Origin of the sequence: Pseudomonas sp. Kh14, from assembly GCF_900291005.1 — a bacterium.
GTDB lineage: Bacteria > Pseudomonadota > Gammaproteobacteria > Pseudomonadales > Pseudomonadaceae > Aquipseudomonas > Aquipseudomonas alloputida.
In genome coordinates, this window is the sequence record NZ_OLKJ01000034.1 from 345,166 (window position 1) to 366,078 (window position 20,913).

Here is a 20,913-nt window from a genome sequence, read left to right on the forward strand (position 1 = left end):
GAGCGGGTTCACCCGCGAATGGGCCGGTCCTGCTAGCCAATCTCCTCCCGCCGTTCACCGTTGCCGCCGCCACCGTATTCGCGGGTAAACCCGCTCCTACACACGCATCGGGGGTTCGGCACAGGCCGTCGTAGGAGCGGGTTCACCCGCGAAAGGGCCGGCCCTGCTGGCCAATCTCCACCCGCCGATCACCGTTACCGCCGCCACCGTATTCGCGGGTAAACCCGCTCCTACACACGCATCGGGGTTCGGCACAGCGCGATGCGCCGCGCGGGCGGCGCTCGATTTCTCAGACGCCGACAATCTTCCTCCCTGCCCCCCACCACAGCTCTCTGCAAATTCATCTCTGGCCTGCTTCTTGCTCACTCATTTCATGTAGTGAGTACTTACCGAAACGCTCTCGTCATTTGAGTCCTTTGGTAGCGCAAGCAACCTCCAGAGATGAGCCAACAATGCAAATAACCATCTCCCTGCAGGTCAACGGCCAGCCCGTCGAAGTCAGCGCCATGCCTGACACCCCGCTGCTGCTGATCCTGCGCAACGACCTGTGCCTGAACGGCCCCAAGTACGGCTGCGGCCTGGGCGAGTGTGGGGCGTGTACGGTGATCATCGACGGCGTGGCCGCCCGCTCCTGCGTCATCCCCTTGGCCGGCGCCGCTGGCCGCGATATCACCACCCTCGAAGGGCTGGGCAGCAAGGCCGCGCCGCACCCCGTACAACAGGCGTTCATCGACGAGCAGGCGGCCCAGTGTGGTTACTGCATGAACGGCATGATCATGACTGCCAAGGCCCTGCTCGATCGCATTACCGCCCCCAGCGACGAGCAGATTCGCAATGAACTGTCCGGCAACCTGTGCCGCTGCGGCACCCACGTCGAAATCCTGCGCGCCGTGCGCCGCGCTGCCGAGACCCGGAGAAAGCCATGAACCACTCACAACAGGTGCCCAGCCGCGACCAACTGCTGGCCAAGACCGGCGTATTGCTGATCGTCGACCAGATCACCCCACCCTCAGGCCCCGTGGCCAAGGGCGTGACACCTGCAATCAAGGAACGTGAGCTGGCGTTGTTCATCGCGGTCAGCGACGACGGCATGGTCTACGCCTTCAATGGTCATGTCGACCTGGGCACTGGCATCCGTACCTCGCTGGCGCAAATCGTCGCCGAAGAGCTGGACCTGCGCATGGACCAGGTGCACATGGTGCTGGGCGACACCGAGCGGGCCCCCAACCAGGGCGCGACCATTGCCAGCGCCACCCTGCAGATTTCCGCGGTACCGCTGCGCAAGGCCGCAGCCACAGCGCGACGCTATCTGTTGCAACAGGCCGCCCTGCGCCTTGGCTGCCCGCCCGAAATGCTGCGCATTGAAGACGGCACGGTTATCGCCAGTAACGGCAGCACGCTGAGTTTTGCCGAACTGGTGCAAGGCGAGAACCACCGGCTGCACATTGCCGACGACGCCCCGCTCAAGGCCATCGAGGACTACCGCCTGGTCGGGCGCAGCGCCCCTCGGGTAGACATCCCTGGCAAGGCCACCGGCGAGCTGACCTATGTGCACGACATGCGCCTGCCCAACATGCTTCACGGTCGGGTCATCCGCCCGCCCTACGCCGGCCATGACAGCGGCGACTTTGTCGGCAACAGCCTGCTGGCGGTGGATGAATCCTCCATCGCCCATCTACCCGGCGTGGTCGCCGTGGTGGTCATCCGCGACTTCGTCGGCGTGGTGGCAGAGCGCGAAGAGCAAGCCATCCGTGCAGCCCATGAGCTGAAAGTCAGCTGGAAGCCATTCACAGGCAAGCTGCCCGACCTTAGCGATGTCGCCCAGGCCATCCGCGACAACCCGCGCGTGCAGCGCACCGTGCTGGACCAGGGCGATGTCGACGGCAGCATCGCCAACGCCAGCCAGCGCCTGAGCCGCAGCTACCTATGGCCTTACCAGCTGCACGCATCGATCGGCCCATCATGTGCGCTGGCCGACTTCACCGCAGGGCAGATCCGCGTGTGGTCAGGTACGCAGAACCCGCACCTGCTGCGCGCAGACCTGGCCTGGCTGCTGGCGTGCGACGAAGCACGCATCGAGATCATTCGCATGGAAGCAGCCGGTTGTTATGGCCGCAACTGCGCCGATGACGTGTGCGCCGACGCGGTGCTGCTGTCGCGTGCGGTGCAGCGCCCGGTGCGGGTGCAACTGACCCGCGAACAGGAACACGTGTGGGAGCCCAAGGGCACCGCGCAGCTGATGGAAATCGATGGCGGCCTGAACGCCGATGGCAGCGTGGCTGCCTATGACTTCCAGACCAGCTACCCGTCCAATGGCGCGCCCACCCTGGCCCTGCTGCTGACCGGTGCCGTGGAACCGGTGCCGGCGCTGTTCGAGATGGGCGATCGCACGTCGATCCCGCCTTACGATTACCAACACATGCGCGTCACCATCAATGACATGACGCCACTGGTGCGCGCCTCGTGGATGCGGGGGGTGTCGGCCATGCCCAACAGCTTCGCCCACGAGTCGTACATTGATGAGCTGGCCTTCGCCGCTGGCGTCGACCCGGTCGAATATCGCCTCAAGCACCTGTCCGACCCGCGCGCCATCGACCTGGTCAAAGCCACCGCTGAACGCGCGCAATGGCAGCCGCATACCCGGCCCATGCAGACACAGGCCGAAGGTGATGTGCTGCGCGGCCGGGGTTTTGCCTATGCGCGCTATATCCACAGTAAATTCCCCGGCTTCGGCGCGGCCTGGGCAGCGTGGGTAGCTGATGTCGCAGTGGACCGGCGCACAGGCGAAGTGGCCGTCACCCGGGTGGTGATCGGCCACGATGCCGGGATGATGGTCAACCCCGAGGGTGTGCGTCACCAGATCCACGGCAACGTCATCCAGTCCACCAGCCGGGTACTCAAGGAGCAGGTCTGCTTCGAAGAGTCGACAGTGGCGAGCAAGGAATGGGGCGGCTACCCGATCCTGACCTTCCCCGACGTGCCAGCTATCGACGTAATGATGCTGCCGCGCCAGCACGAGCCGCCAATGGGCAGTGGCGAGTCAGCCTCGGTACCCAGCGCAGCGGCCATCGCCAATGCCATTTTCGACGCCACCGGCATTCGTTTTCGCGAGCTCCCGATCACTGCCGAACGCGTGCGCGCTGCGCTCGGTGGCGAAGGCCAAGGGCCAGATGCACCCGCGCCAGCGCAGCCGTCAACCAAGCGTTCGAAGTGGTGGTTCGGCTCGCTGGCCGGGGTGTTCGGCGCCGCATTGGGCATGCTTGCCACCGCCTTGCCCTGGCGCGCCGAAATCGCCCCGGTAACGCCACCTGCTGTCGGCAGCTGGAGCGCCGCCATGCTCGAGCGCGGGCGCCAGGTGGCGGCGGCGGGCGACTGCGCCGTGTGCCATACGGTCAGTGGCGGCAAGGCCAATGCCGGGGGGCTGGCAATGGATACGCCTTTCGGCACGCTATACAGCACCAATATCACCCCCGACCCGGAAACCGGTATCGGCCGCTGGTCCTTCGCGGCCTTCGAGCGGGCCATGCGCGAAGGTATCAGCCGCGATGGCCGGCACCTGTACCCGGCGTTTCCCTACACCTCGTTTCGCAACATCAACGACGCCGACATGCAAGCGCTGTATGCCTACCTGATGTCGCAAACCCCGGTACGCCAGGAAGCGCCCGCCAACCAGATGCGCTTCCCGTTCAACCAGCGGCCGCTGATGGCCGGTTGGAATGCGCTGTTTCTGCAACGCGGCGAATACCAGCCCGACCCGCAGCGCAATGCGCAGTGGAACCGCGGTGCCTACCTGGTCGACGGCCTGGGGCACTGCACGGCCTGCCACTCGCCGCGCAACCTGCTGGGCGCAGAAAAAGGCGGTAGCAGCTACCTTGCCGGCGGCATGGTCGATGGCTGGGAGGCCCCGGCCTTGAACGCCCTGGGCAAGTCATCGACGCCGTGGAGCGAAGACGAGTTGTTCAACTACCTCAGCACTGGCTTCTCCGAAAAACATGGCGTGGCGGCCGGCCCCATGGGCCCGGTGGTCAGTGAGCTTGCCACCCTGCCAACAAGCGACGTGCGCGCCATCGCCCACTACCTCAGCTCCCTGGATGGCGAGCCGCAGACACTGGCCACCAATGCCGCGCCTCAGGTGGACTCGCACGTGTCGCTGAGCAACGGCGAGCGGGTATTCAAAGGTGCATGCCTGGCCTGTCACAGTGATGGGCTGGGGCCGAAGCTGTTTGGCGTCAGCCCGTCGATGGCGGTCAACAGCAACGTCCATAGTGACCTGCCGGACAACCTGCTGCGCGTTGTGCTGCACGGCATTCCGACCCCGGCAACCCGCGACCTGGGCTACATGCCCGGTTTCAAGGACAGCCTGTCGGACCGCCAGGTAGCCGACCTCGCGGCCTACCTGCGCCATCGTTTTGCCGCCGACAAACCGGCCTGGCAAGGGCTGGCGTCCAAGGCTGCGCAGGTACGCGCCAACCCTGGCAGCCACTGAGGCTCAGCGGCGCAAGCCGCGCAGCGCAAGGTCACTGATGAAGGCCAGCCAATCGGCCTTGGCCTGCTTGTCGGCCAGGTCCACGGCCAGGAACGAGCTGAGCGTATGGCGGTTGGAGTTATAGAAGTAGCAGAGCGAGGCAATCATCAGGTAGGCGTGGGTAATGCAGATATCGTCACGGAACAGGCCCTTTACTTGTCCGGCCTCGATGATCGGCCGCAACACGCCGACCGCCTCGCCGGACAGCGCCCTGAGGTTTTGCGACTTGCGCGCGTGCAAGCCCTGGTGAAGGTTTTCGGTGGCGAGGATGGTGACGAATTCGGGGTGGCGCACATAATAGTCCCAGATAAACGCCACCAGTTCGCGCAGGGCCTGCTCAGGGTCGGCGAGGTCGAGGCGCAGCTTCGCTTCGGCCTGGTTGAAGCTGGCATAGATGTGCTCCAGCACACTGATGAACAGCTTTTCCTTGCTGCCGAAGTAGTAATAGATCATCCGGTCGTTGGACTTGGCCAGCGTGGAGATCTGCTCGATGCGCCCGCCAGTGAAGCCTTCCTTGCTGAAGACCTTCACTGCGGCCTTGAGAATATTGTCCCGGGTGCGGTCGGCCTGCTGGGCGCGAACACCGGTTTTGCGAGTTTGCATGTCGGTCCCTGTGGGGCTGCCAGAAACCCAACACTGCCACAGACATTGAGCCATTGCGCGGCTTTTTCGGCTCGGCTGGTGGCGGAAATGGCGCACCGGCTAACACCGGCAGAGCCGCTGCCATTGATCGCGTTGCGTTCTGCGCGGGCAAACCCGCCCTTCGTCCGCTACCTGCCTGGAAGTCAGCAGTCATCGGGGCTGGCTTGCACCTGATGAGTGGCACGTACAGCCAGCCGGATCATGACGGACTCCCGCGTTACCGGACAGGTGCGTTACTCAAGCAGCGACGCCTCGTTCGCCATCACCGCTGACTTCGAACTGCCCCACCAGCTTCTGCAACTTGCCAGCATCCACCTTCACCTTCTGCGCACTGCTTTGCAGCACCAGGGCGGTCTGGCGCATCTCGCTGGAGGACTGGTTGACCTGCTCGATCGTCTTGCCGTATTCCACGCTGCGACGGTTGAGCTGCTGGATAATGGCGAACATGCTCTCCACCGCCTGGTGCAGCTGTACATTTTCGGAAGAGGCGTCCTCCGCCAGGCGCAGGCTGTTGTCGACGTCCTGCACGCCCTGCTCCATGAAGCTTACCGCCTGCCGGGTTTCGCCCTGCAGGCTCTCGACCATATGGCGAATGTCGTCGGCGGCACGCGAGGTGCGTGCGGCCAGGCTGCGCACCTCGTCAGCCACCACCGCGAAGCCACGACCATGCTCCCCCGCCCGCGCCGCCTCGATAGCGGCATTGAGCGCCAGCAGGTTGGTCTGGTTGGTGATTTCGCTGATCAACCCGGTGATGTTGTCGATCTCGACCATGCGGCTGTCGAGCCGTTGCACGCTGGATGATGAGCGCGCCACCACATCGCGGATCGACTGGGTGCCCGCCTGCACCGCCTGGTACTGCGCGCGTGCGCGGCTGACCACTTCGTCCATGGCCTGTTTCATCTGCTCGGCGCTGACCGAGGCCTGTTGCAGTTCGCCGAGTTGCTCTTCCATGATGATCATCATCTGGTGCACGGCGTCGGCCACGTCGGCGGAGCTTACGCTGGCCTCCTGGCTGCGCCCGAGCATCATCTGGTTGGTGCTGCCGACCGTGCGGCTGGCCTTGACCACCTGCCCGACCACCGTGTCCAGGCGGTCGATGAAGCTGTTGATCCAGCGCGCCATGTCGCCGCTCTCATCATTGGCCAAGGTACTGGTATCCAGGCGCTGGCGCAGGTTGCCTTCACCCTCGGCGATGGTGCACAGCACACTGCTCATGCCATTCAACCTGGCGGCCAGGCGCTTGGGCCCGAGCACGCCAAACAACAAGGTGGCGCCCAGCATGCTCAAGGCCTCGATCGCGTCAGTCAGCCCTTGCGGCAGGCCTGCATAGTGCTGCACCAGGTAATTGCAGCCGAACAGCCCCGCCATGATCGCCACATAGGGTTTCATCAAACCGTAGCTCAGCGAACGCCGGCGGTAGACCTCTTCCAGGTCCGCCTCGCACATCATGCCCCAGCGGTCGGGCGAGCCCGGCAACTGGAAGGTAACGCCCTTGCCCACCACTGGCACATGACGGTAGTCCGAATAGCCGGGGTAGGTCACGAACAGGTTGGCACCGCGCCTGATCGTCTCCCTCACGCCAGGGTGCAGTTCCCGCGTGGAAGGGTCGGTGAAACGAAGCTCCAGCTCGGTATGACGCTGGACCTGCACGGTGGCCCAGGGCGTGTGCACACCGTTCTTGAGGTTTTCGCCATGGGTGAAGGTGGCGTCCTCGAAGCGCGAGCGGGACAACGCGGTACCGGGTTGTATGGTGGGGTCGAAGCGCGATTGCGCCATGAACAGGTAGTTGTCGCCGGACTCGGGGTAAATGTGCCCTGCCTCGCGCTGGATCAGGTCACCCAGCACATCGTTGGGCACCCGCCCACACAGACAACCCAGCACTTTGCCCTCGTGCATGAGGGGCTGGTAGAACATCAACGTGACTTCATCGTGGAAGCGCGAGGAAGACGGGCCGACCTGCAAGGTCAGCGGGTCGCTGTAGGGACCGTGCAGGAAGGGTGCTTTCAGCCCCTGCGCCAGGGCTGCCAAGTACTCGATACGTGGCGTGCCACGCTGGGGCCAGGTCGAAGCGATGACGCTGCCGTGGGCATCGACGACAAACAGTTCGGAAAAGTCCTCCGCCTGGGCCAACGTGTTGCGCAACATCGCGCTATCGACTTGAGCGAGCCCCGGCGCCACCTGCTCGGCCAGGTCGGCCAGGTGTTCCCACTGCTCGCGCACCCACTCATGCAGCAACTGCACGCGGGCCTGGGCGATGGCTTCGAAGGTTTGCTCGACCTGCGGGTAACTGGCCCGATTAAGGCGGCACGCCCAGCCCATGCTGAATTTGCCGGTTTTGCCAAACCACGGCAGCCAACCCTTTTCACTCGACGATAACTGCATCAAACCACTGGAAAGCGACATTATCTTCACCATACGCGACATCGAATGGCAATCTGATAGCAAGTCGCACGCCAACGGCGGGAGGCGTGATTAATCGGCGATCCAGCGGAGTGGATGCACTTCATCAGTGCAAGATGCCGGCAGGCAACCCCGGAACGCACCAGCCACGGGCAAAAATGAGCGGTTTAAGCATTCCACTGAAATGAGGCAAATAGCCTCCAGAACTGCTCGCAGACCGCACAACAGTTCGATAATCGCACAAATTCAGCCAAACCCTCTCTACTGTTGCCCTATCTTGCGGCACGCTATAGCGAAAGTCAGCAAGCCATTTCAAGTGCTGACAGGCCCCATCGCTTCACGCGCTCCGGCCAGCCCGACAACCACAACTCCAGGAACAACCAGGAGCTCGCCTTGATCAATAAAACGTACGAGTCCATCGCCAGCGCGGTGGAAGGGATTACCGACGGTTCGACCATCATGGTCGGTGGCTTCGGCACGGCTGGCATGCCGTCCGAGCTGATCGATGGCCTCATTGCCACCGGTGCCCGCGACCTGACCATCATCAGCAACAACGCCGGCAACGGCGAGATCGGCCTGGCCGCCCTGCTTATGGCAGGCAGCGTGCGCAAGGTGGTCTGCTCGTTCCCGCGCCAGTCCGACTCCTACGTGTTCGACGAATTGTACCGCGCCGGCAAGATCGAGCTGGAAGTGGTCCCGCAGGGCAACCTGGCCGAGCGTATCCGCGCCGCAGGCTCCGGCATTGGTGCGTTCTTCTCGCCAACCGGCTACGGCACCCTGCTGGCCGAGGGCAAGGAAACCCGTGAGATCGACGGCCGCATGTACGTGCTGGAAATGCCGCTGCACGCCGACTTCGCACTGATCAAGGCGCACAAGGGTGACCGTTGGGGCAACCTGACCTACCGCAAGGCCGCCCGCAACTTCGGCCCGATCATGGCCATGGCTGCCAAGACCGCCATCGCCCAGGTCGACCAGGTCGTCGAACTTGGTGAACTGGACCCGGAACACATCATCACCCCGGGTATCTTCGTCCAGCGCGTGGTCGCCGTCACCGGTGCTGCCGCTTCTTCGATTGCCAAAGCTGTCTGAGGCCTGCCATGACCATCACCAAAAAGCTCTCCCGCACCGAGATGGCCCAACGCGTGGCCGCAGACATCCAGGAAGGCGCGTATGTAAACTTGGGCATTGGCGCGCCAACCCTGGTGGCCAACTACCTGGGCGACAAGGAAGTGTTCCTGCACAGCGAAAACGGCCTGCTGGGTATGGGCCCAAGCCCTGCGCCGGGCGAGGAAGACGATGACCTGATCAACGCCGGCAAGCAGCACGTCACCCTGCTGACCGGTGGCGCCTTCTTCCACCATGCCGATTCGTTCTCGATGATGCGTGGTGGCCACCTGGACATCGCTGTACTGGGCGCCTTCCAGGTGTCGGTCAAGGGCGACCTGGCCAACTGGCACACGGGTGCCGAAGGTTCGATCCCGGCCGTAGGCGGCGCAATGGACCTGGCCACCGGCGCCCGCCAGGTGTTCGTGATGATGGACCACCTGACCAAGACCGGCGAAAGCAAGCTGGTGCCCGAGTGCACCTACCCGCTGACCGGTATCGCTTGCGTCAGCCGCATCTACACCGACCTGGCCGTGCTGGAAGTGACACCGGAAGGGCTGAAAGTGGTCGAAATCTGCGCGGACATCGACTTTGACGAGCTGCAGAAACTCAGTGGCGTGCCGCTGATCAAGTGATCCAGGAAGACTTAGGGCTTTCCATGTTTCTGCGGCACTATCGATAGTGCCGCACAAGCGCCGCGAGCAGGGAGCACGCGGTGCTCGAGACCGCCTTTACAGCCGCTTCGGAGCCGATAGAACTCTCGGAGAGGTCAACCCAATGAGCTATCGAGCGGGAGCCCGATAGCGGCGTAAAAAATTGCCGGCCACGACTTTACGCCTTTTTTACTCGACATTACCGTAAAGCAGGCAATACTGCCGGCACTGTCCCAACGAGCTCCCTCAATGCCGCTTCCTGCATTGCGTTTCATCGCCTTCATTATTGGTGTATTCCTGATCACGTTGGCCGTCAGCATGGTGATTCCAATGCTGACGCTGCTGGTGTACGACCGCAGCGACGACCTCGGTGCATTCGTCTGGTCGAGCCTGATCGTTCTGTGTGTCGGCCTGCTCATGGTGGCCCGCGGCGTACCCGACACACCGCAACTGCGGACCAGGGACATGTATCTGCTCACGACGGCAAGCTGGGTCATCGTGTGCGCATTCGCGGCGCTGCCAATGGTGTTCATTCGACACATCAGTTACACGGACGCGTTCTTCGAAACCATGTCAGGAATCACCACCACCGGCTCGACCGTGCTGACCGGCCTGGACAGTGCATCGCCGGGGCTGCTGATATGGCGTTCGCTGCTGCACTGGCTGGGAGGCATTGGTTTTATCGGCATGGCCGTGGCGATCCTGCCACTGCTGCGCGTGGGCGGCATGCGCCTGTTCCAAACCGAGTCTTCGGATTGGTCTGACAAAGTGACGCCGCGTTCGCATGTGGCAGCCAAGATAATCCTGCTGGTCTACCTGGGCCTGACTGCATTGGGGACAGGGGCATTGTGGGCTGCCGGCATGACCCCGTTCGAAGCCATCAATCATTCGATGTCGCTGGTTTCAACCGGTGGTTTCTCTACCTCGGATGCCTCGCTGGGCCATTGGGAGCAGCCAGCGGTGCACTGGGTGGCTGTGGTCATCATGATACTCGGCAGCCTGCCCTTCACGCTGTATGTCGCCACGCTGCGTGGCCATCGAGGCATCCTGCTCAAGGACCATCAAGTTCGCGGTTTCATTGGTTTTCTCGTCTTCGTCTGGCTCACCGTCGGAACCTGGCTCTGCCTGCACAGCGATCTGGCCTGGTGGGATGCGTTTCGTATTGTTGCGGTGAATGTGACCTCGGTAGTAACCACAACAGGCGTTGCCGTGGGTGATTACACGCTCTGGGGCAGCTTCGCCATCATGCTGTTCTTTTACCTGACGTTTGTCGGCGGGTGCTCGGGCTCCACCGCTGGCGGTTTGAAAATATTCCGTTTCCAGGTGGCCGCTGCCTTGCTTGTCAGCAGCCTGAAGCAGTTGATCCATCCACGGGCAACGATCTCGAAAAAATACAATGGGCACCCCATCGATGAAGAGATCGTACGGTCACTGCTGACGTTCTCGTTCTTCTTCACCGTCACCATTGCGGTCATCGCCCTGGGCCTGTCTTTGATAGGACTCGACTGGATGACGGCGTTGAGCGGGGCGGCCACCGCTGTGTGCAACGTCGGTCCTGGCCTGGGCACGCTTATCGGTCCAGCAGGTAATTTCGCCTCCTTGCCGGACGCAGCGAAATGGTTGCTGACGGTTGGCATGCTGCTTGGCCGGCTCGAGATCCTCACCGTACTGGTACTGGTCTCGCCAGTCTTCTGGCGATTCTAGAGCAGAGGCCATCCAGCCGATCAGCCATAAAATTGGGCAGGGACAGCATATTCGTTCTAGGTTTACTGGCGCAGGAATAACAACAACAAGCGGAGAACGACGCCATGAACCCAGCCCTTCGCCTGGCATTGGCCAGCACCTTGTTTGCTGTCAGCGCGGCTGCCCAGGCCGCACCAACCTTCATCAACATCCTCACAGGCGGTACCAGTGGTGTCTATTACCCGGTAGGCGTAGGCATTTCACAGATCTACAGCCATGGCATCGAGGGCAGCAAGACCACGGTGCAAGCCACCAAGGCCTCGGTAGAGAACCTCAACCTGTTGCAAGCCGGTCGAGGGGAGTTGGCGTTCGCACTGGGGGATTCGGTGACAGATGCCTGGAAGGGCGATGCAGAGGCTGGATTCAAAACGCCCTTGAAGAAACTCCGTGCCATCGCAGGTACCTACCCGAACTACATCCAGATCGTCGCCAGCAAGGAGTCTGGGATCACATCCCTGTCAGACCTCAAAGGCAAGCGTATCTCGGTTGGAGCCCCCAAGTCCGGGACAGAACTGAACGCCCGCGCCATCTTCAAAGCCGCGGGGCTTACCTACCAGGACATGGGAAAAGTTGAATACCTGCCCTATGCGGAGTCCGTCGAACTGATCAAGAACCGTCAGCTTGACGCCACGCTGCAATCCTCAGGGCTCGGTCAAGCGGCTATCCGAGACTTGGCCGCGACCTTGCCGGTAGTGTTCGTGCCTATCCCTGCCGAGGTCGTGACCCGCATTGGCAACAAGGCCTACCAACCCGCCACCATTCCTGCCAACACCTATGATGGTCAGAGTGCGGACGTATCAACGGCGGCCATCAACAACATCCTCGTCACCCGCGCCGATATCGGCGATGACTTGGCCTATCAGATGACCAAGCTGATATTCGAGAACCTTCCTCGCCTGGTCACGGCCCACGCTGCAGCGAAAGATATCCAGGCGGAGAATGCCGCCAAGAACCTGCCCATTCCGCTGCATCCAGGAGCAGAGAGGTACTTCAAGGAGAAAAACCTGCTCCCTTGATGACATTCTCGAGCCATGGAGCAGCGTATGAGTGATACAGCGCAAGGTCTTCACGCCAGCACCGATCGCTGGCCTGCCGCGCTTTTTGCCGTGGCACTGGTCTTTTCGGTTTTCCAGATCGCCACGGCGGCCTTCCCCCTGATTTCCACCCAAGTACTGCGTGCAATACACGTGGGGTTCCTGTTGCTGGTGGTGTACCTGAGCTATGCATTCGTTGGCCACCATCGGCCGTGGCAACCCCTTGCCTGGCTGCTGGGTCTTGCGGGAATGGCGACGGCCACATACCAGTGGTACTTCGAAGGGGATCTGATTCAACGCTCCGGCGAACTGACCACCAGTGACCTGATCGTGGGGCTGTTGCTTATTGGTTTGGTCTTTGAAGCCGCGCGGCGCGTCATGGGCATAGCGTTGCCCATCATTTGCGCCCTGTTTCTGGCCTATGGGTTGCTTGGCCAACACTTGCCAGGCGAACTCGCGCATCGAGGCTACGGCCTTGATCAGATCGTCAATCAGTTGGCCTTCGGCACCGAGGGGCTGTATGGCACACCGACCTATGTCTCAGCCACCTACATTTACCTGTTCATCCTGTTCGGCGCATTTCTTGAGCAGGCGGGCATGATTCGTCTGTTCACCGATTTCGCCATGGGGCTGTTCGGCCATCGCAGCGGGGGACCGGCCAAAGTGTCGGTGTTCTCCTCGGCACTGATGGGTACCATTACCGGCTCGGGGGTGGCCAATGTCGTCACCACCGGACAGTTCACCATTCCGCTGATGAAGCGTTTTGGCTACAAACCTGCATTTGCCGGTGGCGTCGAGGCGACCTCCAGCATGGGCAGCCAGCTGATGCCGCCGGTGATGGGCGCTGTGGCGTTCATCATGGCCGAGACGATCAACGTGCCCTACGCCGAGGTGGCGAAAGCCGCGCTCATCCCAGCATTACTGTACTTCGGCTCGGTCTACTGGATGGTCCACCTGGAGGCTCGGCGCAGCCATCTGCACGGCTTGCCTCGCGAACAGTGCCCGAGTGCCTGGGACGCATTGCGACAACGCTGGTTCCTGCTGGTACCGCTGATGGTTCTGGTCGCCCTGTTGTTTTCCGGGCGAACACCTTTGTACTCGGGAATGGTCGGCCTGGCCCTGACCGCCATCGTCATCCTAGGCTCGGCGATCATCCTGCGCGCTCGAAAAACCTGGCTGCGCGCGGCTTTCTGGGTTGCACTCGGGATACTGTGTTCAGGTTTTTTCCGCATGGGGATCGGGGTGATCCTGATGGTCATTGCCGGCTTGGCCATTGCGTGCTGCTTTGTCCAGGGCGGCCGTGCCACCCTGCACGCATGCGTCATGGCCCTCGCGGAGGGTGCCCGTCATGCGGTGCCGGTGGGCATTGCCTGTGCGCTGGTCGGCGTCATTATCGGCGTCATCTCGCTGACCGGCCTGGCCACCACCTTTGCCGGATACATTCTTGACCTGGGACGGGACAACCTGTTCCTCTCGCTGGTGTTGACCATGCTCACTTGCCTGGTACTGGGTATGGGCATCCCAACCATCCCCAACTACATCATCACCAGCTCCATTGCCGCCCCCGCCCTGTTGGAGCTCGGGGTCCCGCTGATCGTCTCGCACATGTTCGTGTTCTATTTCGGCATCCTGGCCGACCTGACGCCGCCAGTGGCATTGGCGTGCTTTGCAGCGGCCCCGATTGCCAAGGAAAAAGGCCTGTTGATCAGCTTCTGGGCGGTGCGCATTGCCTTGGCTGGTTTCGTGGTGCCCTTCATGGCGGTCTATGACCCGGCGTTGATGATGCAAGGTGACAGCATGGGCTCCACGTTGTACATGGTGATCAAGGCGGCGTTCGCGGTAGCCCTCTGGGGATGTGCGTCGATCGGGCATTTGCGTGCCCCCATGCCCTGGTGGGAACGCCTGTTGGCGTTCGCTGCTGGTGTGTCCTTGATACTTGCCGCGCCCATCAGCGATGAGGTCGGTTTTGCGTTGGGTACGGCAGTGCTGGGTTGGCACTACTGGCGAAGCCGACCGGCCTCTGGACACCTCGCATGATCAGCCTTTGCGTTGGGTTGGCCGGTGTGGTCTGGGTCAGCCTGCCACTGAACGGTTTTACCCTTGCGTGGCAGCACAGTATCGAAAAGGTCCGCTGGGAAGAGGATTACCAAGTGACCCCGGCGGGCCTGGTACTGGTAGAGGCACGGGTCAAAGGCAGCGGGGCCGGCATGGAGATTCCGGACGACGCTCAACTGCGCAACGGCACTTGGCACTATCGTCGTCATCTACCACCGCTGCAGCCCTTGCACGCCGGGCGAACGCCCGAGGCTGGCGACTACCAGGTCTGCACGACAGGCGGGTGCCAGCCGCTGTCCTACTGGTTAGGACCGCCAAGCGAACGCGTTGCTGCAGTAGACTTCTGGGCCTGTGAAAATCCGCCTTTGGACAGCAGGCGAACCGCCCTGCCCTGACGGCGACAGGGCAGGACCGAATCCACTTCAGCCCACCACGTGCAAGTAATGCAGGTGGCGTTCGTACTGATCCAGGATGTCGCCAATCACATCGTCACGGCTCCACCCCATGATGTCGTAGTCCTGGCCCCCTTCTCGCAGATGCACTTCCGCGCGGAAATACTTGCGGGAATCGGCACCGTCTTCGGTGTCCCGCATGACGAAGCTTGGCGTATTGAAGGCCCGTGGCCGCACCTCGTAGAGGAAACGTCCTTCACCGGCATGGGAGAGTTCCAGAGATACCCGCCCATCATCACGCTCATTCACGCTCACCTCGTAGCCTTGCTTGCGCAGCTCCTGGGCGACCTCTTCACAGGCCGGCCTCACCACCTCGGCGATAAAGCGCGTGACATGAACCCGGCGAGGCATCAATGCAATATTGCGCAGCCTCCGCTGCCAGCCGCCGTGTGGGTGGCGGGTATGGCGTGGGCCCGGCAAGGCTTGATTGCGCAACCCGCGGCGAGTCGCATCAAGACTCAGCGCCTTGAACAAGCCCCAAATCGCAACCAGCAGGATGACCGCGAACGGCAAAGCGCTCGCAATGGTCGCGGTCTGCAGCGCCTTCAGACCGTTCGCCAGCAGCAACGCGATCGCGACTGCGCCTATGCAGACTGACCAGAAGATCCGTTGCCACAGGGGTGAATGACCTTGTCCGGAGGAGGCGAGCATATCCACGACCAGCGCACCAGAGTCCGCCGAGGTCACAAAGAACACGACCACCATCAGCACCGCGACCAGCGAAATGATGCTGGAGAACGGAAAATGCTCCAGGAAAGCAAACAACGCGAGGGAACTGTCCTCACTGACCACAGCAGCCAGATCCTTCACGCCATCGTTGAGGATCATATGGATTGCCGAGTCGCCGAACACCGTCATCCACAGCAAGGTGAAACCCGCAGGCACGAACAGTACGCCGCAGACGAATTCGCGGATGGTCCGCCCTCGCGAAATACGTGCGATGAACAAACCCACGAAGGGCGACCAGGACAACCACCAGCCCCAGTACAGCAAAGTCCAGCCGCCGATCCAGTCGGTGGGCTCGTAAGCGTAGAGATTGAAGGTTTTATTGACGATGTCCGAAAGGTAGGCGCCGGTATTCTGTACATAGGTCTGCAGCAGGAACACCGTAGGCCCAAGCAGCAGCACGAACAGCATCAGGATCACCGCCAGGCTCAGGTTGAGTTCGGACAGGATGCGAATACCTTTATCCAGGCCGCTAGCCACCGAAAGCGTCGCCAATGCGCAGGTGGCGGTGATGAGGATGACTTGCACGGTGGTGTTTACCGGCAAACCGAACACATGATGAAATCCGCTGTTGATCTGCAATACCCCATAACCCAGCGAGGTGGCCACACCAAACACCGTGCCGAGGATGGCGAAGACATCCACGGCATGCCCTATAGGGCCATAGATTCGCTCACCGATCAGCGGATAGAGTGCCGAACGCAAGGTTAACGGCAGGCCATTGCGGAAGCTGAAGTAGGCCAGGATCAGCGCGACGATGGCATAGATCGCCCAGGCATGCAGGCCCCAGTGGAAAAAGGTGATTTTCATGGCTTCGCGCGCCGCGGCAACGGTGCCGGGATCGCCCACGGGCGGCGTGGAGAAATGCATGACCGGTTCGGCCACGCCGAAGAACATGAGGCCAATCCCCATTCCTGCCGAGAACAGCATGGCGAACCAACTGCTCTTTCGGTAATCCGGCTCACTGTGGTCAGGGCCTAGCTTGATGTCGCCATAGCGGCTGACGGCCAGAAACACCACGCTGATCAACACCAACGCTACAACAAGAATATAGAACCAGCTGGCATTGGTGATGATCCATCGCTGGACTTGCTCGAACAGCATTTGGGCGTGCTCCTGAAATGCCGTGGCGTACAAGACCAGCAGAAAAACAAGTATCGCACTGGTGTAGAAGACAGGTGGATTGAGGGTGCTCCTGGGTTTGGGGGCTGCAGTCATAGCGGCAGTTCTCCTTGCAAGGCGATGAGCACAGCGTGCCTGGGCACGACGACATTTACCAAGGCTAGCAGCTGGATAAACTCCCGTTTGCCAAGCTCCGTGTGCTCGAAAACAACTACAAACCCTAACGTCTGCAGGAAAAAATCTCAAACCGACGCCTCATTGGAGTGAATGGTTTGGTGCTTTTTGTTCATCTGCGAGTGGTTATTCGGTAGACTACCGCACGGGTGCCAGCTGCACGGTGCAGTGAGGCAGGTTAAAGAACAGCGCAGGTCGGGCCGCCATGCGGGAGCACCTGTGCCTATGCATAAAGTAGAATTACCTCGCGCCCAGAAACTGGCCGAGCGCGCCTTCGCCAACCTTGAACGCTTTTTGCACATTGAAGCGGTCAGCGGCATCGTTCTGTTGATTGCCGCAGTCGCTGCCCTGATCTGGGCGAATTCCCCGGCTGCCGACAGTTATGAAGCCCTTTGGCATACCCCGTTGACGTTCGGCGTGGGCTCGCATGTCTATTCGCAGTCCCTGCATTTCTGGATCAATGATGGCCTGATGACCATCTTTTTCCTGGTCGTGGGCATGGAGATCCGCCGCGAGATCCACGAAGGTGCACTGTCCAGCCTGCGTCAAGCCACGCTTCCCATGGCAGCCGCTGTCGGCGGCGTAGCGGTACCCGCACTCCTCTACCTGAGTTTTGGTCACGCGCCAGCAGACCAACAAGGTTGGGCCGTGCCAACGGCGACGGATATCGCCTTTGCGGTGGGCGTATTGGCCCTGCTCGGCAAGTCGATACCGTCCAACGTACGTGTATTCCTCCTCGCCCTGGCAATCATCGATGACATCATCGCAGTCCTGATCATCGCGTTCTTCTACTCAGGCGGCCTTGATTACACCGGCTTCGGCGTTGCAGTGATCGGCCTGCTAATGGTGATCGGGCTTCAGAAGATTGGAGTGGGTTCAGCCTACGCCTATGTCATTCCCGGTGCGATCGTCTGGCTGGGCATCTTGTTGACCGGAGCCCACCCGACCCTCGCAGGCGTCGTGCTGGGCCTGATGACACCTGTGACCGCGATGCCGATGCGTGAGCGCCCACTGGACGCCATTACCCGCTTCACCGGCGAATTGCTGGGGCGCGCCAAGGCGCCTGAGCAAGATGCCAGCGACCTCATGGACCCGTTGAAACGACTGCGCCTGGCCCAGCGCGAACTGCTGCCGCCGGTAGTGCGCATGCAAGGCACCCTGCACCCCTGGGTAGCCTTCGGCATCATGCCGGTGTTTGCCTTGGCCAACGCCGGGGTCAGCCTTTCGGGTGTCGACCTGTCCGCAGAAGGCCCCCAGTGGGTCATGATCGCCGTCGCTGTCGCCCTGGTTGCAGGAAAGCCCTTGGGCATCGTCAGCGTCAGTTGGCTGATGGTCCGCCTAGGCTGGTGCGTGCTTCCCGCCGAGGTCAACTGGCGTAGCATTATCCTGGTCGGGCTGCTGGCCGGCATCGGTTTCACCATGTCGATCTTCATCGCCAACCTCGCGTTCGTCGACCCTGGCTCACTTGGGGCAGCGAAACTCGGCGTGCTATCCGCATCGTTGATCGCGGCCGTGCTGGGTTTGACCTGGGGGGTATGGAGCATGCGTAGCGCAGCGTCTGCTACCAAAGCAGGTTCGCCCACCTAGCAACATTCTCGTACTGGCGATCCATTGCATTTGGGCAAGCGGATCGCCACTCCCGACACGACTTCAGTGTCGGGTAGGGCTGCCCGGGAAAACACGCCATACACACGGCTTTCCAAGTCAGCCGTGTGTGAACAATGTCCTAACCTACCCGTCTTGCACCTTCACTCCCCCGCCATTCACGCTGGCGAGACTGGCGTTCTGGATCGGGGCACTGCTGCTGGGGCTCGTTGCGCTGGCATTCGCCTGGCTAGCCGACGCGGCGTTCGCTTCGCTCAAGCGCTTGCCGGAATGGCGGAAATATCGCGCGCGGTCACGCCTGCGCAGAGTCTGTTGGCCGTTTTAGCACGCCGAGCAACAGCAGGTCGAACGCCTTGCCAGCCTGCGCCAGGCGTGCATTGCCGTCTTCGGCCTCCGCGATCCACACGGCCGCCTCAGCCAAGCTGCCGTAGATCAACGCAGCCAGCGCTTGAGCGTGCGCGTCGACGAAAACGCCCTCCAGCACCAGGTTGTCGATCAACTGGCGCATCGACTCTATGCAATACCGCTGGGCCTCAGGCGAGCCGCCACCCAACACCGCTCTGGCGTCGCGCAGCACGATGCGCTGGATCTCGGGCTCCAGCGCCATCTCCAGGTAGGCGTGGCAGCGTTGGCGAAAGCCGTCCAAGGCGTTCTCGGCGGTCTCGGTAATGGCACGCAGGCGCTCGTCCATTTCAGCGTCGAGCTGCTCGACGACGGCTATCAGCAACCCCTTCTTGTCGCCAAAGTGGTGGTACAGCGCCCCCCGCGTCAAGCCCGCCCGGGCAGTCAGATCATCCATCGAGGCGTGCGCATACCCCTGCTCGCTGAACATCTGGCGGGCGGTGCTCAGCAACAGGGCTCGGGTTTCTTGCATTGCGGCGCGGGTGCGGCGAACCATCCAGCTATTCCTTGTGTTCAGGCGGCATGGGGAGGGCGTATGCGAGTATTCATACCGCTTGCATGCATTGTCTTGGGCCCGAGGCCCACTGACAAGCCTGTCGTATCGCCGCGCGGTAACCGAGCCCCAAGCCGGGCGGCCTGCACCGAGCCTGAAGCCGATCAAACCGAATACGACGCCTGTCGGGCTCGGTCGCGCATGCGCTGGTAGCCCCAAAGCGCGACCAACAACACTGCGGCCCCGGCGGCCAAGGCCACGTTGAATCCGGCCTGGGCACCCCACACATCGACCACCTGCCCAGATGCTGCGGCACCGCCGGCAACTCCAACGTTGAGGCCGGCGAGCAACCAGGTCATCCCTTCGGTCAGCTTGCTTTCGGGCACGATGCGCTCTACCAGCGACATCGCCACGATCATGGTCGGGGCGAAGAACAGACCCGCAACCAGCACGGCGATGGCCAGCCCGATGATGTTTCCCACCACCAGCAGCGGCAAGGTTGTCGCCGCCGTCGCCAACCCATCCAGCAGTAGCAGCTTGTGTAGCGGGGTATCGAGTTTCAGGACACCGAACACCAGCCCCGCGACACAGGAGCCGATGGCATAACAGGACAGCACCACGCTGGCCGCAGCCGGCATGTCCATCTGCTCGGCGAATGCCACGCTGACGATGTCGACCGTACCGACGATCAAGCCCATAGCGACCATCAGCAAGGTCAGCAGGCGTACGTCGGCCAGCCTGAACACCGACGTGCTGTCTTGCCCGGTGGCGGCATCAGCCTCTACTGGCGGCTCGGTGCCGACCTGCACCGCCAAGGCGAACACGCCGATGGCCAGGAACACGGCAGCAGCCAATGTACCGGCCTGCGGAAGTACCGCCACGCTCAGCCCCACCGAAATCGGCGGGCCAGCAATGAAGGTGACTTCGTCAAGAACGGTTTCCAGCGAGTAGGCTGTCTTCAGTTGCGCCTTGCCGCGGTAAATCGCGGTCCAGCGCGCGCGCACCATCGCCGACATGCTGGGCATGAAGCCGGCGAGCGCGGCCCCGACGAACAGGGTCCAGTCCGCCAGCCGCCAATAGCTGCAAGCCAACAGCAGAAGGATGCCCAGCACGCTGAGCCCGGCGGCGGCCGGCAATAAGCGGCCCTGGCCATGGCGGTCGACCAGGCGCGAGATCTGCGGCGACATCAGTGCATAGGTCAGCACGAAGGTGGCCGCCACCGCACCGGCCAGGCCGTAACTGCCGGTGATCTGAGACAACATGGTGATGATCCCGATACCGGTCATCGGCAACGGCAGCCGGGCCAGCAGGCCGGCCAAGGCGAAGCCCTTGGCGCCTTTGGCCTGGAACAACTCGCGGTAGGTACTGAACACGCTCGACTCTCCTTATCGAAAGGCCCTTGGGCAGTCACGCTCAAGGTAAAATACATGCAGCTCGTATGATTAAAACCTTATTATCATACGAATTGAATGTAAATACTCGACGGGGAACGTCCTTATTCAGCCGCCCTGCCCCGTGACGCCTTGTGTGTCGCGAGCACTCGTTCGCCGTTGAGCGAGAGTTGAAGGTGTGAGCGATGAGGCCCGCAGGCCAGTCGCCACGAACGTCGCTGCAGTCGTAGAGCTTGCTTGAACCACCAAAGCCAACGGCCAAGAACCCTATGCATGGCATCGCCACGTACTGGAGGACTTGCCGCATGCCGCGAAGGTTGAGGATTACGAATCGCTATTGCCGTGGAAGTGAAAGTCGGGGAAGCCACGGTAAACCAAGCCCTGACCTTGCG

At 61.9% G+C, this 20,913-nt stretch carries 14 protein-coding genes and 1 pseudogene; 10 read left to right on the plus strand and 5 right to left on the minus strand.

Annotated elements, in window-relative coordinates:
* Positions 1 to 452: 452 nt before the first annotated feature.
* Positions 453 to 926 carry a (2Fe-2S)-binding protein gene (locus tag FQ668_RS18920; RefSeq protein ID WP_019438243.1) on the plus strand — a complete coding sequence of 158 codons (474 nt, stop codon included), beginning with the start codon at positions 453 to 455 and terminating at the stop codon, positions 924 to 926.
* The gene (locus tag FQ668_RS18925; RefSeq protein ID WP_019438242.1) at positions 923 to 4,486 is read left to right on the plus strand and encodes a molybdopterin cofactor-binding domain-containing protein; all 3,564 of its coding nucleotides are present in this window, start codon (positions 923 to 925) and stop codon (positions 4,484 to 4,486) included. The genes FQ668_RS18920 and FQ668_RS18925 overlap by 4 nt, the downstream gene beginning before the upstream one ends.
* Positions 4,487 to 4,489: 3 nt before the next feature.
* Here FQ668_RS18925 and FQ668_RS18930 read toward each other — a convergent pair whose 3' ends face one another.
* On the minus strand, positions 4,490 to 5,128 hold the full coding sequence (locus FQ668_RS18930) for a TetR family transcriptional regulator (RefSeq protein WP_014590411.1): 639 nt from the start codon (positions 5,126 to 5,128) through the stop codon (positions 4,490 to 4,492).
* 276 nt (positions 5,129 to 5,404) lie between these two features.
* Positions 5,405 to 7,570 (minus strand): methyl-accepting chemotaxis protein, encoded by a 2,166-nt coding sequence (locus tag FQ668_RS18935; RefSeq protein WP_019438241.1) that lies wholly within the window; start codon positions 7,568 to 7,570, stop codon positions 5,405 to 5,407.
* A gap of 390 nt (positions 7,571 to 7,960) precedes the next feature.
* Between FQ668_RS18935 and FQ668_RS18940 the strand changes: the two genes are divergently transcribed.
* The 6 genes from FQ668_RS18940 to FQ668_RS18965 all read left to right on the plus strand — a co-directional run bounded on the left by FQ668_RS18940 (position 7,961) and on the right by FQ668_RS18965 (position 14,551).
* Positions 7,961 to 8,656, plus strand: coding sequence for a 3-oxoacid CoA-transferase subunit A (locus FQ668_RS18940; RefSeq protein WP_010954768.1), 696 nt, complete (start codon positions 7,961 to 7,963; stop codon positions 8,654 to 8,656).
* Positions 8,657 to 8,664: 8 nt separating this feature from the next.
* Positions 8,665 to 9,306, plus strand: coding sequence for a 3-oxoacid CoA-transferase subunit B (locus tag FQ668_RS18945; protein WP_003251131.1), 642 nt, complete (start codon positions 8,665 to 8,667; stop codon positions 9,304 to 9,306).
* A gap of 267 nt (positions 9,307 to 9,573) precedes the next feature.
* Entirely contained in the window at positions 9,574 to 11,028 is a 1,455-nt protein-coding gene (locus tag FQ668_RS18950) for a TrkH family potassium uptake protein (RefSeq protein WP_019438240.1), read from the plus strand.
* A 104-nt stretch (positions 11,029 to 11,132) separates the two neighbouring features.
* Positions 11,133 to 12,083 carry a TAXI family TRAP transporter solute-binding subunit gene (locus tag FQ668_RS18955; RefSeq protein WP_019438239.1) on the plus strand — a complete coding sequence of 317 codons (951 nt, stop codon included), beginning with the start codon at positions 11,133 to 11,135 and terminating at the stop codon, positions 12,081 to 12,083.
* A 27-nt stretch (positions 12,084 to 12,110) separates the two neighbouring features.
* A complete protein-coding gene (locus FQ668_RS18960) occupies positions 12,111 to 14,138 on the plus strand; it encodes a TRAP transporter permease (RefSeq protein WP_026031922.1) in 2,028 nt (675 codons plus the stop codon).
* Positions 14,135 to 14,551, plus strand: a complete 417-nt coding sequence (locus FQ668_RS18965; protein ID WP_014590397.1) for a DUF1850 domain-containing protein — start codon at positions 14,135 to 14,137, stop codon at positions 14,549 to 14,551. Before FQ668_RS18960 ends, FQ668_RS18965 begins: the two co-directional genes overlap by 4 nt.
* 27 nt (positions 14,552 to 14,578) lie before the next feature.
* Here FQ668_RS18965 and FQ668_RS18970 read toward each other — a convergent pair whose 3' ends face one another.
* Positions 14,579 to 16,552 carry a choline BCCT transporter BetT gene (locus tag FQ668_RS18970; protein ID WP_026031921.1) on the minus strand — a complete coding sequence of 658 codons (1,974 nt, stop codon included), beginning with the start codon at positions 16,550 to 16,552 and terminating at the stop codon, positions 14,579 to 14,581.
* A 303-nt stretch (positions 16,553 to 16,855) separates the two neighbouring features.
* Between FQ668_RS18970 and nhaA the strand changes: the two genes are divergently transcribed.
* Positions 16,856 to 18,217, plus strand: a complete 1,362-nt coding sequence (gene nhaA, locus FQ668_RS18975) for a Na+/H+ antiporter NhaA (protein WP_014590396.1) — start codon at positions 16,856 to 16,858, stop codon at positions 18,215 to 18,217.
* A gap of 310 nt (positions 18,218 to 18,527) precedes the next feature.
* On the opposite strand, the gene FQ668_RS18985 is transcribed toward nhaA, so the two are convergent.
* Both FQ668_RS18985 and FQ668_RS18990 read right to left on the minus strand, forming a co-directional pair.
* Positions 18,528 to 19,133 carry a TetR/AcrR family transcriptional regulator gene (locus FQ668_RS18985; RefSeq protein WP_019438237.1) on the minus strand — a complete coding sequence of 202 codons (606 nt, stop codon included), beginning with the start codon at positions 19,131 to 19,133 and terminating at the stop codon, positions 18,528 to 18,530.
* 161 nt (positions 19,134 to 19,294) lie between these two features.
* Positions 19,295 to 20,503, minus strand: a complete 1,209-nt coding sequence (locus FQ668_RS18990) for an MFS transporter (protein WP_019438236.1) — start codon at positions 20,501 to 20,503, stop codon at positions 19,295 to 19,297.
* A gap of 259 nt (positions 20,504 to 20,762) precedes the next feature.
* Here FQ668_RS18990 and FQ668_RS18995 point away from each other — a divergent pair.
* Positions 20,763 to 20,873 (plus strand): annotated as a pseudogene (locus FQ668_RS18995) (transposase domain-containing protein); the annotation flags it as partial.
* Positions 20,874 to 20,913: the final 40 nt, after the last annotated feature.

Coding starts and splice junctions, on each gene's coding strand:
- FQ668_RS18930 (WP_014590411.1), bottom strand. CDS start 5,128: ATGCAAACTCGCAAAACCGGTGTTCGCGCCCAGCAGGCCGACCGCACC.
- FQ668_RS18955 (WP_019438239.1), top strand. CDS start 11,133: ATGAACCCAGCCCTTCGCCTGGCATTGGCCAGCACCTTGTTTGCTGTC.
- nhaA (WP_014590396.1), top strand. CDS start 16,856: ATGCATAAAGTAGAATTACCTCGCGCCCAGAAACTGGCCGAGCGCGCC.
- FQ668_RS18935 (WP_019438241.1), bottom strand. CDS start 7,570: ATGTCGCTTTCCAGTGGTTTGATGCAGTTATCGTCGAGTGAAAAGGGT.
- FQ668_RS18920 (WP_019438243.1), top strand. CDS start 453: ATGCAAATAACCATCTCCCTGCAGGTCAACGGCCAGCCCGTCGAAGTC.
- FQ668_RS18965 (WP_014590397.1), top strand. CDS start 14,135: ATGATCAGCCTTTGCGTTGGGTTGGCCGGTGTGGTCTGGGTCAGCCTG.
- FQ668_RS18970 (WP_026031921.1), bottom strand. CDS start 16,552: ATGACTGCAGCCCCCAAACCCAGGAGCACCCTCAATCCACCTGTCTTC.
- FQ668_RS18945 (WP_003251131.1), top strand. CDS start 8,665: ATGACCATCACCAAAAAGCTCTCCCGCACCGAGATGGCCCAACGCGTG.
- FQ668_RS18985 (WP_019438237.1), bottom strand. CDS start 19,133: ATGGTTCGCCGCACCCGCGCCGCAATGCAAGAAACCCGAGCCCTGTTG.
- FQ668_RS18960 (WP_026031922.1), top strand. CDS start 12,111: ATGAGTGATACAGCGCAAGGTCTTCACGCCAGCACCGATCGCTGGCCT.
- FQ668_RS18950 (WP_019438240.1), top strand. CDS start 9,574: ATGCCGCTTCCTGCATTGCGTTTCATCGCCTTCATTATTGGTGTATTC.
- FQ668_RS18925 (WP_019438242.1), top strand. CDS start 923: ATGAACCACTCACAACAGGTGCCCAGCCGCGACCAACTGCTGGCCAAG.